General features: G+C 70.0%; 12 protein-coding genes and 1 pseudogene. 7 read left to right on the plus strand and 6 right to left on the minus strand.

Annotated features, from left to right (window positions below; all coding sequences use genetic code 11):
* Position 1 precedes the first annotated feature (1 nt).
* A complete protein-coding gene (gene xdhB / locus ACFWZ2_RS08300) occupies positions 2–2452 on the minus strand; it encodes a xanthine dehydrogenase molybdopterin binding subunit (protein ID WP_384543614.1) in 2451 nt (816 codons plus the stop codon).
* Entirely contained in the window at positions 2449–3939 is a 1491-nt protein-coding gene (locus ACFWZ2_RS08305) for a xanthine dehydrogenase small subunit (RefSeq protein ID WP_384543616.1), read from the minus strand. The genes xdhB and ACFWZ2_RS08305 overlap by 4 nt, the downstream gene beginning before the upstream one ends.
* 586 nt (positions 3940–4525) lie before the next feature.
* Here ACFWZ2_RS08305 and ACFWZ2_RS08310 point away from each other — a divergent pair.
* The 6 genes from ACFWZ2_RS08310 (at position 4526) to ACFWZ2_RS08335 (ending at position 10543) form a co-directional block, all read left to right on the plus strand.
* On the plus strand, positions 4526–5644 hold the full coding sequence (locus ACFWZ2_RS08310; protein ID WP_384543618.1) for a hypothetical protein: 1119 nt from the start codon (positions 4526–4528) through the stop codon (positions 5642–5644).
* 185 nt (positions 5645–5829) lie between these two features.
* The gene (locus tag ACFWZ2_RS08315) at positions 5830–7545 is read left to right on the plus strand and encodes a chitinase (protein ID WP_384543620.1); all 1716 of its coding nucleotides are present in this window, start codon (positions 5830–5832) and stop codon (positions 7543–7545) included.
* Between the two features lie 200 nt (positions 7546–7745).
* Positions 7746–8945: a serine hydrolase domain-containing protein gene (locus ACFWZ2_RS08320; protein ID WP_384543622.1), complete on the plus strand. Its 1200-nt coding sequence runs from the start codon at positions 7746–7748 to the stop codon at positions 8943–8945.
* A 191-nt stretch (positions 8946–9136) separates the two neighbouring features.
* Positions 9137–9829, plus strand: coding sequence for a hypothetical protein (locus ACFWZ2_RS08325; RefSeq protein WP_384543624.1), 693 nt, complete (start codon positions 9137–9139; stop codon positions 9827–9829).
* Positions 9829–9990: a LuxR C-terminal-related transcriptional regulator gene (locus ACFWZ2_RS08330; RefSeq protein WP_384543626.1), complete on the plus strand. Its 162-nt coding sequence runs from the start codon at positions 9829–9831 to the stop codon at positions 9988–9990. Before ACFWZ2_RS08325 ends, ACFWZ2_RS08330 begins: the two co-directional genes overlap by 1 nt.
* A 46-nt stretch (positions 9991–10036) precedes the next feature.
* Positions 10037–10543, plus strand: coding sequence for a hypothetical protein (locus ACFWZ2_RS08335; RefSeq protein WP_384543628.1), 507 nt, complete (start codon positions 10037–10039; stop codon positions 10541–10543).
* A 41-nt stretch (positions 10544–10584) separates the two neighbouring features.
* On the opposite strand, the gene ACFWZ2_RS08340 is transcribed toward ACFWZ2_RS08335, so the two are convergent.
* The 3 genes from ACFWZ2_RS08340 to ACFWZ2_RS08350 form a co-directional block, all read right to left on the minus strand.
* Positions 10585–10998, minus strand: a complete 414-nt coding sequence (locus ACFWZ2_RS08340; protein ID WP_384543630.1) for an SsgA family sporulation/cell division regulator — start codon at positions 10996–10998, stop codon at positions 10585–10587.
* A 134-nt stretch (positions 10999–11132) separates the two neighbouring features.
* Positions 11133–11963, minus strand: coding sequence for a hypothetical protein (locus ACFWZ2_RS08345; RefSeq protein ID WP_384543632.1), 831 nt, complete (start codon positions 11961–11963; stop codon positions 11133–11135).
* A 342-nt stretch (positions 11964–12305) separates the two neighbouring features.
* Entirely contained in the window at positions 12306–12470 is a 165-nt protein-coding gene (locus ACFWZ2_RS08350) for a hypothetical protein (RefSeq protein ID WP_384543634.1), read from the minus strand.
* Positions 12471–12873: 403 nt separating this feature from the next.
* On the opposite strand from ACFWZ2_RS08350, the pseudogene ACFWZ2_RS08355 reads away from it, so the two are divergent.
* Positions 12874–13351 (plus strand): annotated as a pseudogene (locus ACFWZ2_RS08355) (SDR family oxidoreductase); the annotation flags it as partial.
* A 27-nt stretch (positions 13352–13378) separates the two neighbouring features.
* Here the strand turns inward: ACFWZ2_RS08355 and ACFWZ2_RS08360 are convergent.
* The gene (locus ACFWZ2_RS08360; protein ID WP_384543635.1) at positions 13379–14290 is read right to left on the minus strand and encodes a branched-chain amino acid transaminase; all 912 of its coding nucleotides are present in this window, start codon (positions 14288–14290) and stop codon (positions 13379–13381) included.

Here is a 14290-nt window from a genome sequence, read left to right on the forward strand (position 1 = left end):
GTCAGGCACCGCTCAACGCTTCCGCGCCGACGCGCACCGTGCCGCCCCCGGGATGCCCGGGCAGCCCCGATCCGGTGTCGCCGCCCGCGGCAACCCCGCCGCGTGCATGACCGTTCGACGAGGCGGTGCCCTCGCGCGCGGCCTGCACCGCCCAGAACACCGCCTCCGGCGTCGCGGGCGAGGCCAGTTCGACGGCGACACCGCTCGGCCCGAACGCGGCAGCGGCCTGCCGCAGCGCTTCACGCACCGAGAACGCCAGCATCAGCGGCGGCTCACCGACCGCCTTGGACCCGTACACCGCGCCCTCTTCGGAGGCGTTCGCCAAGAGCGTGACGTTGAACTCCTCGGGCATCTCCGAGAAGCTCGGCAGCTTGTAGGTGCTCGCGGCCTGGGTGAGCAGACGGCCCCGGCCCGTCCCGTCACCGGAGTCCCAGCGCAGGTCCTCCAGCGTCAGCCAGCCCGCGCCCTGCACGAAACCGCCCTCCACCTGACCGATGTCGATCAGCGGGGACAGGCTGTCGCCCACGTCGTGCACGATGTCCACACGGCGGATGCGGTACGCACCGGTGAAGCCGTCCACCTCCACCTCGGCCGCCGCGGCGCCATGGGCGAAGTACTTGAACGGCGTGCCCCGGAACGTCTTCGCGTCCCAGTGCAGCCCCTCCGTCCGGTAAAAACCGGCCGCCGACAGCTGGACCCGCTGGAAGTACGCGGTGCGCACCAGGTCGTCCCAGGCCAGCTCCGTGTCGTTGCCCAGGGCGCGTGCGACGCCCTCGGCGATGCGTACGTCCGATGCGCTCGACCCCAGCTGGGTGGCGGCCACCTGCAACAGCCGCTCGCGCAACTGCTCGCAGGCGTTCTTCACCGCCGCCCCGTTGAGGTCCGCACCGGCGCTCGCGGCGGTGGCGGAGGTGTTGGGCACCTTGTCGGTCCGCGTCGGGGCGAGCCGCACCTTGTGCAGCGGGATGCCCAGGGTGGTCGCGGCCACCTGCAGCATCTTGGTGTGCAGCCCCTGCCCCATCTCGGTACCGCCGTGGTTGATCAGGACCGAGCCGTCCTTGTAGATCAGGACCAGCGCGCCGCCCTGGTTGAAGGCGGTGAGGTTGAACGAGATGCCGAACTTGAGGCCGGTGACCGCGAGCCCCCGCTTGGTGTGCGGATGCGCGGTGTTGAAGGCGGCGATCTCGCGCTTGCGCTCGGCGACCGCGGCGTTCTCCTGGACCTGCTGCCAGACGGCGGCGATCCGTTCCGGCTGGACGACCTCCTGGCCGTACGGCGTCGACTGGCCCCGCCGGTAGAAGTTGCGCTCGCGCAGCTCCATCGGGTCCAGGCCGAGCAGGGGCGCGCACCGGCCCATGATGTCCTCGATCACCAGCATGCCCTGCGGTCCGCCGAAGCCACGGAACGCGGTGTTGGACACCTTGTTGGTCCTGGCGATGCGGCCCGCGATGCGGGCGTTGGGGATCCAGTAGGTGTTGTCGATGTGGCACAGGGCGCGGGCCACCACCGGCTCGGACAGATCCAGGCTCCAGCCGCCGTCCGCGGTCAGGGTGGCGTCCAGGGCCCGGATGCGCCCGTCGGCGTCGAATCCGATCTTCCACCGGGCGTGGAAGCCGTGCCGCTTGCCGGACATGGTCAGGTCCTGGGTCCGGTTGAGGCGCAGCCGGACCGGGCGTCCCGTCAGCCTGGCGCCGAGCGCGGCGACGGCCGCGAAGCCGTGCGGCTGCATCTCCTTGCCGCCGAAACCGCCCCCCATCCGCAGACACTGCACGGTCACCTCGTGACTGTGCAGACCAAGGACGTGGGCGACGATCTCCTGGGTCTCGGACGGGTGTTGGGTGCTGCTCTGCACGAACACCTGGCCGCCCTCGTCGATATGGGCGAGGGCGGCATGTGTCTCCAGGTAGAAGTGCTCCTGGTCGGAGAACTGGATCTCCCCGGTGAACACGTGCGCGGAGTCGGCGAAGCCCGCGTCCACGTCACCGGTCACCATCTGCGGCCGGGCGCCGTGGAAGCTGTCGGCCGCCATCGCGTCCTGCAGCGTGACCAGCGAGGGCAGTTCGTCGAGGTCCACCTCGACGGCCGCCGCACCGAGCCGGGCGGCCTCCAGGGTTTCGCCAAGCACCCAGGCGACCGCGTGGCCGTAGAACATGACCGTGTCGGGGAACAGCGGTTCGTCGTGCTTCATCCCGGCGTCGTTGACGCCGGGCACGTCGGCGCCGGTCAGCACGCGGACCACACCGGGCACGGCGAGCGCGGGCGCGGTGCGCAGCGCGGTGATCCGGCCGTGGGCCTTCATGACCTGCACCGGGTAGGCGTGCAGCACGTCCTTGGTGCGGGCGACCAGGTCGTCGGTGTAGAGCGCGGTGCCGGTGACGTGCAGGGTGGCGCTCTCGTGCGGCATCGGGACGCCGACCACCGGCTTCTCGGGGCGCTGGGACAGATGACTCATGACGACACCGCCTCGGTGGTCTGTGCGTGCAGTTTCAGCAGGCTCTGGCCGAGCATCGCGGAACGGTAGAGGGCGCTGGCGCGATGGTCGTCCATCGGCGTCCCCTCACCGCGCAGCACCCGGGCCGCGCTCTCCACAGTCTCCGTCGACCACGACCGTCCCTCCAGGGCCGCCTCGGTGGCGAGCGCACGGATCGGGGTGGCGGCCACACCGCCCAGGCCGATGCGTGCCTTGCGTACGATCCCGTCCTCGATGTCGAGCGCGAGGGCGACCGCCACACTGGAGATGTCGTCGAAGCGCCGCTTGGCGATCTTGTGGAAGGCCGTGACCCGCGACAGCGGCCGCGGGATGCGCACCGCGCGGATCAACTCGCCGGGACGGCGCACGCTCTGCCGGTATCCGGTGAAGTACTCGGCCAGCGGCACCTCGCGCTCGCCGTCGGCGTCGGCGAGCACCAGCGACGCCTCCAGGGCCAGCAGCACCGGCGGGCTGTCGCCGATGGGCGATCCCGTGCCCAGATTGCCGCCGAGGGTCGCGCCGTTGCGGATGAGCCGGGAGGCGAACTGCGGGAACAGCTCCGCGAGGAGCGGGACGGCGCCGTCGAGGCGGCGCTCGATCGCGGTGAGCGTCAGCGCCGCCCCGATCTCGATGGAGCCGGACTCCACGCGCAGCTCCCGCAGTTCGGGAAGCCGGTCGACGGCGACCACGCAACGCGCGCGCCGGGAGCGGATGTTGACCTCCACGCCCCAGTCGGTGGACCCCGCGACCAGCACGGCGTCGGGCCGCTCGCGCAGCAACTCAAGGGTTTCGGCGAGGGTGTTCCTCCGCAGGAACGCGCTGTCGTCCTGGGCGTACTCGGTGGCGACCGGTGCGGGTGGCGACTGCTCGCGGCGCCGGGCCAGCGGGTCCTCGTCGGTGGGTGTGCCGACGGCGAACGCGGCATCGCGGATGGGGCGGTAGCCGGTGCAGCGGCACAGGTTTCCGCTCAGCGCGTGCAGATCGAATCCGTTCGGGCCGTGCTCGGCGTCGGAGTGGCCGGCGGGGTCCGCCGAGTCCGTGGTGCCGGTCGAGTCCCCGTGCGCGCGGCGGCCCGGCCGGTAGTACTCGGCGGCCATGCTGCAGATGAACCCCGGTGTGCAGTAACCGCATTGGGAGCCGCCACGGACGGCCATCTCCTCCTGCACCGGGTGCAGGGAAGGCGGCGCGCCGGATTCGTCGGCGGTGGCGAGGCCTTCGGAGGTGATGACCTCCTGCCCGTCGAGCGCCGCGGCCGGCACCAGGCAGGAGTTGACCGCCACCCAGTCGGTGGGCTTGTCCACCCCGGGACGGGCCACCAGGACCGAACACGCGCCGCACTCGCCCTCGGCGCAGCCCTCCTTGGTGCCGGTGAGGCCGCGTCCGCGCAGGAAGTCCAGCACCGTGGTGTGCGGCGCGGCCGGTGCGATCGGCGTTTCCTTCCCGTTGACGATGATGCGCGCGGCCGTCATGACGGGATTCCGCTTCGGTGCGTGATCGGTCGGTGCATGATGTTCGCCAATGTCAGGCAGCTTTCTGTGTGCGGACGCGCCGGGCCGTAGGTGCAGGGGCGGGCGCGGTCGAAGGAGCGGGCGCGAAACGGCACGTATCAGCGACGTACCGGAAGAAGGGGGCGGGAAAACCCGGAATGTGCCATGACGGCACAGCGGTACGGCGTGCTCAGCAGCCGTGCGCGATGCGACCCGGAACCCAGACCGTGCACTGGGCGAGGCGACCGAGATCAGAGCTGGTGTACATCTGCTGGCCGCCTCCTTTCGCTGGTCATGGGTCGGCGATTACCGAAAAGTAGTGGCCGGGGCCACCGAGGTCAAGGGATCGCCGCCTGATCGCGGTCTGCCGGAACGTCTCGGTCGGCCGGTCGCCGGGAGCCTCATGCGGCCGAGAAGCGGACCGCTCTCACATGTCCGTAACTGCGCATCTCAATACGTCATGTGACGCATTGACCCCACAAGGCGATCGCGGTTGCATGCTGGTGGTCCTCCGGTGGGGAGCCGGAGGAGGGGACACTTCTTACCTGGGGGGAACATGAGTGCCAACGTGAACCGACCCAGCACCACCAGACGTGCCAGACGTGTGCGGGCCGCCCTGAGCGCGGCGGTCGCGGCCTGCGCGGTCACGGCGGCGCTGCCCGCGACCGCCTCGGCCGAACCCGCGGCGGGCGTCACCGACGACAGCGGAGCCGGTGTCGAGCGGATCAGCGTCGCTGCCGACGGCATCCAGGCCGACGACAACTCCACCGGCGCCTCGATCACGCACGACGGCCGCCGCATCGTCTTCTCCTCGTCGGCGAAGAACCTCACGCCCGACGCCTCGACCGGGGGCGAGCGGGTGTTCCTCCGCGACCGGCGGACGCAGCAGAACCAGCGGATGGGGAACCTCGCCCCGACCCAGCCCCCGGTGATCAGCGGTGACGGGGAGTACCTCGGCTATGCGCATCAGTGGATCAACGACGTGCGGATCCGCCAGTATCAGGTGCGCACGGGAGCGACGGCTTCCCTCAACTGCTCGGCGTACACCTGCGACCAGCCGTCGCTGAGCGCGGACGGCCGCTACACCGCCCATGTGATCCGCTCCATCAGGCAACCGTCGTTCGGCCAGCGCGTCCTGGTCCAGGACTGGAACAACGGCGGCGCCAACGAGACCGTCGCCACCTTCGACCACACCCAGCCGTCCCGCCCGTCCATCAGCGGCGACGGCCGCTACGTCGCCTACCAGGACGGCAAGGCGAAGGACGTCTTCGTGTGGGACCGGACCGGCGGCACCACCTCAGGACCCATCGAAGGGCCGTCCGCGGAGGCGACGCTCGTCCAGCTCAGCAACGACGGCAGGAAGGCCGTCTACCTCTCGGGCTCCGACACCTACGTCCACGACGTGAGCACGGGCACCGCCCAACTGGTGCCGAACGTACGGGGCTTGGCGATCGACCCCACCGGCCGCTATCTGCTGTACGCCCCGCACGACACGAGCGGACCGTCGCTCACGCTGCGCGACCTGCGCGCGGGCACCGACGAGATCGTCTCGAACCAGCCCGCCTCGGCCGGGACCGACGCGGTCAGCGCCGGTGGGCGCGACGTGGTCTTCCAGTCCGCGACCGACGACATCGTGCCCGGCGACACCAACGGCAAGACGGACATCTTCGTACGCCGCTTCTACTGACCCACCCGTACGCGGCCGCCCCGCTCCCGACCGCGACGCCACCCGCCCCGCTCCCGACCGCGACGCCACCCGCGCCGCGGTTGCCGGAGGCCTTGACAACTGCATTGGTCTGGACCAACTATGCGCACAGCAGCGGTGGCCACCGTCGTTCACATCCGCCCTTCACCTCTTCCTGGAGGCACCCCGTGGACCGTGTACGTCAGGGCAGACCCGGCCGTCGCCGGAGAATCGGCGCGGCGCTCGCCATCGGTGCGGCCGCCGTGCTCACCGTCACCGCGCTCGCCGCACCCGCGCAGTCGGCGGACATCGCCGCCGACGTCAACGTCGCCAAGAACGCCGGGTTCGAGGCGGACCTGAGCAACTGGACCTGCACCGCGAACAGCGGCGCCGCCGTCACGTCCCCCGTGCACGGCGGCACGAAGGCGCTCAAGGCCACCCCCTCGAACCAGGACACCGCCGAGTGCTCCCAGATCGTCGCTGTGAAGCCCAACTCGACGTACAAACTGAGCAGTTGGGTGCAGGGCAGCTACGCCTACCTCGGCGCCCGCGGCACCGGCACCACCGACGTGTCGACCTGGACGCCGGGCACCTCGGCCTGGCAGCAGCTCTCCACCAGCTTCACCACCGGCGCGAACACCACGTCGGTCACCGTGTACACGCACGGCTGGTACGGGCAGAGCGCGTACTACGTGGACGACGTGAGCGTCTTCGGGCCCGACGGGGGCGGCGGCACCGACCCGGTGGAGATACCGGCCGTACCGACAGGACTCGCCGCGGGCACGACGACGTCCACGACGGTGGACCTGTCCTGGAGCCCCGTGTCCACCGCCACCGGCTACACCGTCTACCGCGACGGCACGAAGGTCGCGGCGGTCAGCGGCGCCTCCACGACCGTCACCGGACTCACGCCCGACACGGCCTACAGCTTCCAGGTGAGCGCCTCGAACGCGGCGGGCGAGTCCGCGAAGTCGACGGCGGTGTCCGCACGGACCGCCAAGGGCGACGGCGGCAACGGCACCGTGCCCAGACACGCCCTGACCGGCTACTGGCAGAACTTCAACAACGGCGCGACCGTGCAGAAACTGCGGGACGTCTCGTCGCAGTACGACATCATCGCCGTCTCCTTCGCCGACGCCACCACCACACCGGGCCAGATCACCTTCAACCTCGACCCGGCCGTCGGCTACCCCTCCACCGCCGACTTCAAGGCGGACATCGCCGCGAAGCACGCCGCGGGCAAGTCCGTGATCCTCTCCGTCGGCGGCGAGAAGGGCACCATCTCGGTCAACAGCGACGCCTCCGCCACGGCGTTCGCGAACAGCGCCTACGCACTGATGCAGGAGTACGGCTTCGACGGCGTCGACATCGACCTGGAGAACGGCCTCAACCCCACCTACATGACGAAGGCACTGCGCCAGCTCTCCGCGAAGGCCGGCGCCAAGCTGGTGCTCACGATGGCGCCGCAGACCATCGACATGCAGTCCACGTCCGGCGGCTACTTCCAGACGGCGCTGAACGTGAAGGACATCCTCACGGTCGTCAACATGCAGTACTACAACAGCGGTTCGATGCTGGGCTGCGACGGCAAGGTCTACAGCCAGGGCAGCGTGGACTTCCTCACCGCGCTCGCCTGCATCCAGCTGGAGGGCGGCCTCGATCCCTCGCAGGTCGGTCTCGGCGTCCCGGCGTCGACACGTGCGGCGGGCAGCGGTTACGTGGCCCCCTCGGTCGTGAACAACGCCCTCGACTGCCTCACCCGCGGCACCGGCTGCGGCACCTTCAAGCCCTCGAAGACCTACCCGGCGCTGCGCGGCGCCATGACCTGGTCCACGAACTGGGACGCGACGGCGGGCAGCGCCTGGTCGAACTCCGTCGGCCCCAAGGTGCACGGCCTTCCGTAACGAACGCCCTGGCGGGGCGGGACACGCTCATCGTGCCCCGGTACCAACCTGCCGCAACTCCGTGGCCCCCTGGCCCTGTTCGCGTAGTACCACGGTCCCGTCCTTGATCCAGAGGTCAACCACGCAGCCCAAGGCCGACGTCACACGCAGCACAGGGGCACATCCCGCCCCTCGGAGACGATGACCTGGAGGCAACACCCATGAAGCGGTGGGCTGCGCGTACGACGTCACTCGCGACAGTGGTGACGGTGACCGCACTGATGGGGGCGGCCACCGTCGCCCCCTCGGCGCATGCGGCGGAGCGGGCGGACCGCGGGGACCGGGGGCACGAAGCGACCCGGACCGCGCTGCGTGCGCTGGTCGAGCAGGGGGAGCTGCCCGGTGTCGCCGCCAAGGCCCGTGACAGCAAGGGGAGGTGGTTCGCCACGGCCGGGTACGCCGACACCGGCACGGGGCGCGAGCGGACGGACGCCGACCACTTCCGTGCGGGCAGCATCACCAAGACCTTCATCGCGACGGTCCTGCTCCAGCTGGAGGCGGAGGGGCGGCTGAGCCTGGACGACACCGTCGAGGCATGGCTGCCGGGCCTGATCCGGGGCAACGGATACGACGGCGGCACGATCACACTGCGCAGTCTGCTCAACCACACGAGCGGCATCGCCAATTACACCGACGACCCCGTCATCGCCCACAACTCCGCAGGCCCCGGCTTCGCGGAGCACCGGTACGACACCTACACGCCCGAACAGCTCGTGGCGGTCGCGCTGAAGCATCCGCCGCACCCCGAGCCGGAGAAGTCGCCGCTGTACTCGAACACCAACTACGTCATCGCCGGGATGGTCATCGAGAAGGCGACGGGCCACGGGTACGCGCAGGAGGCCACCCGGCGGATCATCGGCCCGCTGAAGCTGCGCGGCACGTCGTTCCCCGGCACGTCGCCGCGGCTGCCGGACCCGCACCCCGTCGGATACTCCCGGCTCCATCAGAAGGCCCCCGACGCCGAAGTGGTCGACGCCACCGAGCAGAACATGACGTGGCTGGGCGCGGCGGGCGACGTCATCTCCACCACCGGCGACCTCAACCGTTTCCAACGCGCCCTGATCCGCGGCCAGTTGCTGCCGCAAGCCCAGATGAAGGAGATGCTCGACGAAGTGCCGGACGGCGAGGGCATCGGCTACGGGCTCGGCGTCGAGTTCGCCCAGCTGTCCTGCGGGGTGCAGGTGGTGGGCAAGAGCGGCCGCACCAACGGCTCGCTGTCGGCGATGGTCGGCACGCCCGACGGCAAGCACCAGCTGACGTTCAACATCAACGGCGACTGGCTGCGGGACGGCTCGATGTACACCGACGTCGTCGAGGCCGAGTTCTGCGGCAAGGTCCCGGCGCGGACCGACCGCCCCTGAGCGGAGCCCGGGAATCCTGGGGCGACGGTCCGTTCAGTGAGAAATTCGTGTGCTGCGGCGGCTCCGGAATGCGAGAACGGGGTCGTTGGTTCGAGCGTCCAACAGGAGGGGGATTCCCGGGCGGGACGGTACGCGTACGCCTGGGATGAGCCCCGTCCGGCGAGGCGTGGAGCAAGGGGAGGCAGCACACCGTGGAGCACGAGCGAAATGGAATGCGGCGGGCCGTCGGCGGCACGGATGACGCGGCATTCCCCGGCGGGGGAGCGGAGGGGTGGCGCAATCAGAGTCTCGACGTCGTCGTGAGCAGCGCGGACGTCTTCGTGGCGCACGGGCTGCGGTGGACGGTCGAACAGCAGAGGTGGAGCGATTTCTCCGACGTCAGCGTCACCGAGGCCACCACGCTCAGCGAGGCGGTCACCGCGACGACGACGATCCGTCCCAAGGTCATCGTCCTCGACATGGGCCGCACCCCGGCGCAGTGCTTCGCGTATCTGCCCGTGCTCACCGAACACAGCGGGGTCGTGCTGATCTCCCGGCGCCATGACGCGAACTTCGCGCAGCTCGCGCGGCGTCGGGGAGTCGCGGAGGTGCTCGTGTACGACGAGTCGGCGGATGTTCATGTCGTACGCGCCGTGCGGAGTGCCGCGGTGAGCGCACCTCCGAGGGGCGGGCGGACCTCCACGGCGGGTCCGCCCGCCCTGCCCGCCCGGAACGCTCCCGGCGCACTGCCCCGCCCCCCGAAGCGCGCCGCCAGGCCGCCGCACCCTCCCTCACCCTTACCGAGCCCGGTGGGTGGGACGCCGGCTTACCGAGCCCGGTGGGTGGGACGCCGGGCGGGGACGGCGTGGTGCGTGCGGCTCTGTCACGGCGGGAGAACGACGTGATGAGTCTGGTGGCCGACGGGCGGACCAACGGCGAGGTGGCCTCCGCCCTCGGACTCACGGAGAAGACGGTCAAGAACCACATCAACCGCATCTTCTCGAAGCTGAATGTACGGACGCGCGTCCAGGCAGTCCTGGCGTGGTCCCCGACCGGCGACGACTGACCCGGAGCCTTTGGCGGCACGCCGCCGGGCTCGCATACTGGCCCCCATGAGTCCGATCTCCGCGCCGCACCGCTTCCGGGACCCACGGAGCACCACGTACGACTTCCTGACGTCCGTCCTGGTGCGCTGCCCCGGCTGCGACAAGGCCGCGCACGTCGTGGCAGGACCGGAGCCGGCCGGAGCGCACGACCCGGACCACCTCGCGGCCAGGCGTCTCGTCTGCCGGAATTGCGGGACGGCCAGGGAGTGGAGCCGTGGCGGTGTGGTCCTGCACCGGGATCCGCATGCCCCGGCCACAGACCCGTACTTCGGCGCCCGCCTGTGGCTGCAGACCGAAACCCGGCACGGGTGGGTATGGGCCTACGACCTGGAACACCTGGACCTGATCAAAGGATTCGTGCAGGCGTCGCTGCGTGAGGGGATTCCCTGGCACGACCACGGCCGCAAGATGACCGCGGTGGCCCGTCTGCCCGCATGGATGCAGCAGGCCAAGAACCGCGACGAGGTGCTGCGGGCCATCGCCCGCATCCATTCCTCACTGCCCGGCGCCTGATCCAGGAACGTTCCAGGAACATTCCAGGGACAACGACAGGCTCAGGCCGCTTCCAGGAGCCGTCGCACCATGTCGTCGACCTCCCACCACTGGTCCTCTTCGCCGATCGGCACCACGTCGTAGGTGCTCTCGAGGAATTCCTCGATCTCCGGCAGCGACATCCACAGGGACGCCTGCTCGTCGTCCGCGCCCAGTTGCAGCAGGACGAACTCTGGTGTGGCAGGGGTGATCTGTACGTTCCCCAGCCCCGTCGGCACCAGGAGTCCTTCGGCCAGCATGCCGCGGCTCACGACCCAGACCGACGGCCGGTGGCTGGTGCGGATCTCCAGTTCCATGGCGACCGAGTAGGGGTCCCTGGTGTCGTACGTCAGGCCCACGTCCACCGGGGCCGTTCCGTCCGGCTCGACGAGTTCGAAGACTGTCTCGGTGGATACGCGTGTGTGACGAGATCCCATGGCGGTGACTCCGTTCTGCCGACGGCGGCCGGTCCGGGTGGTGCGAGGCGTGTGACCCCTTCGGCTTCGGAAGAGCTTCACAAGGCTCCCTTCTTGCTTCTTCTCTTGCTTCTTCTGTTCTTTCCGCACTTCTCTCAATTCCGTCCGGCTGCGGAGGAGGCGGTGGGCTGGGTCGGCAGCGTCCGGCGGGCCGTGGTGATGTCGGGGCGCTCCGCCTTGTCCATGCGACGCACGATCCGGCTGAGGAAAAGCCCCAGGACCGCGCCGTAGATGAGGTGTCCCAGGAGACTGAGCACGATGATCTCGGCCGTCGGGACGAACAGGAATTCCGTGCCGCGGGGCAGCAGGACGACGGTGGCGAGAAGACCGAGCCAGATGAACACTCCGTAGCCGAGGGACAGGAGGACCGGGTGGCGGCGGACCAGCGAAGGGCGGAAGTTCATCAGTACGCCGCAGAAGACGAAGAAGGCCACCGCGATTCCGCCGCCGTCACCTATGTAGCGCCACAGGTATCCGACCGGCACGTTCCCGGAGTCGGATTCCGTGATCCAGCCGCCGAGGCGCGGGATGAAGTCGGGCCAGGCGTCCGTGAGATAGGCCACCGGAATCCGCAGCCCGTCGTAGGCGGTCACCGCGGCGAGTCCGGCGACCATTCCGTGACCAGCCAGGCGGCCCTCCGCAGAACCCCGTTTGATCAGCACGGTCTTCGCGGCCAGCAGCGGAATCACCAGCAGCGCGGCCCAACTCATCGGCAGAGCACCGAGTATGTAGAGCGGGATGGCGGCCACCGGCAGCGCTCCCGCGGCCATCAGCACGCCGACCCGCGTCCAGTTGGTCGTCGGCCGCCGGTGCTGCGGGGAAAGGTGGCGAGGAAGGGAAATCGGCTGCCTGGTCTGGGGCCGGAGCGCCGCGGGCCGCACGGGTGAGGACGTTTCGGTCCGCTCGATGAATTCCGTGACTGCCACCGGAAACTCCTTGGGGTCCGGCCTGCCGCGGCGTGTGCCGCTCCCAGGCGCTTGCATTCCGCCGAGCCGAACTTCCGCTCGGTGCGGGCGATGTGAAAGAGGTTCTCTGAAACACCGGCTGCGGAACAGGGCCCACGGGCCCAACGGGGCGGACTGAAGGGGAAAGTCGAAAGCGAAGGACTCGCGCCCGGCGCGCAGAGAAGGCCGCCCCCGTGGTTCGGCGCTGATTCAGCACGGGCTTCCGCGCCCACAGCTGCCGGAAGCGCGCTGATCCGCTATCAGCGATGGTGGCGTCCGCGGTTCCGTGAGCACAAGCGCGTACTCCTCCTAAACCGGGGCCCTTCAGCTGTCGAAATAGATGACCGGCGTCTGCTCCGGCTGCTCGGCCAGATGAAAAGCGGTGTATGTGTAATCGACGGTTCCCCGTCGCGGGTGTCGCAGCTGTTCCCGGCCGCTGTGCCGGACCTGCACCTCGTACTGGGGGTACTTGGGCCACCAGTCCCGCACTTCGGGGCTCCCCTCGTGGAGATCCTCGACCAGCCCCAGCGGACGAAGTCAGCGGGCCGGTCCGCGTCGGTGATGAGCCCCGGAAACAGCTCGTGGGCCGCCTGGTCGTGGCTGAGGATGTCGTAGGTGCCGTCGATGATGTACGCCGGGTTCGGCTGCAGCAGGAAGGGGACGGCACCTGCCTCGGCCGTCAGCGGTTCGGGTTCCTCGGCCGAGGTTGAGGCGCGTGACCGGGGCAGGCCCGACTCCTCAGGGGTCAGGCGCGCTCTCCGGCTGCGCAGGAACGCACTCAGCTGACGGCGTTGTTCCGGCTGCGGGGGGCATGACGGATGACACCTTCAGTTCCAGAATAAGTACGGTCTGGATACCAGGCTGAGCCTCTCCGAGACTGGTGTGCGAGCACAGGCGGGACGACCTGCGGGCCCTGGTCGCGCTGGCCGGTGAGCGCTTCGGCCGACTCCACGTACTCGTCAGCAACGCAGGAGTCGGCACCATCTCGCCGCTCGACGATCTGCGCGTCGAGGAGTGGGACCACATGGTCGACGTCAACGTGAAGGGCGTGCTGCACGGGATCGGCGCCGCGCATCGTGCCGGCCATGGCCGTCTACGCCGGGACCAAGGTCGCGGTCCGGGCCATCTGCGAAGGGCTGCGCCAGGAAGCGGGCGACTCCCTGCGGGTGACCACCGTCTCACCTGGTGCGATCGCGACCGACTTCGCCGAGGCGTCGACCAACAGCCGGGTCGGGGCGGACATCACGAAGGTGCGGGACGACATCGCGATCCCGCCCGGCGCGATCGCCCGCGCCATCGCCTTCGCGATCGAACAGCCCGCCTCGGTCGACGTGAACGACATCGTCGTCCGGCCCGCCGCCCAGAGCTGACCTCACCCGCCCTCCCGGCCCCGCGCACTACACCGGTGTCAGCCACCCTTCCCCGCCACCCTGCTGTCCGGTGACCGCGTCCTGATAGCCCGACCTGAGCAGCTCGGTGACGGGGCCGTGGATGCCCGCCGTGGTCGGCCGGTCGTCGACCGAGGCGATGGGCACCACGCCGATCGACGTGCCGGTCACGAACGCCTCGTCCGCCGTGTAGGCCTCCGTGTGGGCGATGGGTCGTTCGGCCGTCTCGATGCCGGCGTGCCTGGCGAGCCGGAGGACGGTGTCGCGGGTGATGCCGGGCAGGATGCCCTCGGAGACCGCGGGGGTGTGCAGCACACCGTTCTTGACGAGGAAGAAGTTGGCGGCCGAGCATTCCGCGATGCATCCGGCGCCGGTGAGCTGCAGCCCGTCGTCGTATCCGGCGCGGACCGCGGCCAGCTTGCACAGCGAGGAGTTGAGATACGCGCCGGTGGCCTTGGCGAAGGGCGGGATCGCGTCGTGGCGGTTGCGGCGCCAGCCACTGGTCATGAGCCGCCAGCCGGACGGGGGCGGGGCGGCCTCCCACTCCCATGCCGCGATCGCCACCCGGACCCGGCTCAGGTCGAGGGCGATGCCCATGCTGCCGTGGTCGAGGTAGACGAGCGGCCGGACATAGCGCGGCCCTGTGCCGTTGGCGCGGATCAACTCCACGACGGCGTGGGCGAGTTCGTCCGCGTCGTAGGGCAGGTCCATGAGGTAGACCCGCGCCGAGTCCCGGAGCCGGGCCAGATGGTCCGGCAGACGGAACACCGCGGGCCCGGCCCCGGTCGAGTGGGCGCGGATGCCCTCGTAGACGGCCCAGCCGTAGTGCAACGACTGGGTCAGCACGTGGACCTGCGCCTCCTCCCACGGCACCAACGCGCCATCCATCCAGATGCACTTGGCGGGCTTCAGCTCCGACAC

Source organism: Streptomyces sp. NPDC059002 (assembly GCF_042740435.1).
GTDB lineage: Bacteria > Actinomycetota > Actinomycetes > Streptomycetales > Streptomycetaceae > Streptomyces.

Coding starts and splice junctions, on each gene's coding strand:
- xdhB (WP_384543614.1), bottom strand. CDS start 2,452: ATGAGTCATCTGTCCCAGCGCCCCGAGAAGCCGGTGGTCGGCGTCCCG.
- ACFWZ2_RS08305 (WP_384543616.1), bottom strand. CDS start 3,939: ATGACGGCCGCGCGCATCATCGTCAACGGGAAGGAAACGCCGATCGCA.
- ACFWZ2_RS08320 (WP_384543622.1), top strand. CDS start 7,746: ATGAAGCGGTGGGCTGCGCGTACGACGTCACTCGCGACAGTGGTGACG.
- ACFWZ2_RS08330 (WP_384543626.1), top strand. CDS start 9,829: ATGAGTCTGGTGGCCGACGGGCGGACCAACGGCGAGGTGGCCTCCGCC.
- ACFWZ2_RS08335 (WP_384543628.1), top strand. CDS start 10,037: ATGAGTCCGATCTCCGCGCCGCACCGCTTCCGGGACCCACGGAGCACC.
- ACFWZ2_RS08340 (WP_384543630.1), bottom strand. CDS start 10,998: ATGGGATCTCGTCACACACGCGTATCCACCGAGACAGTCTTCGAACTC.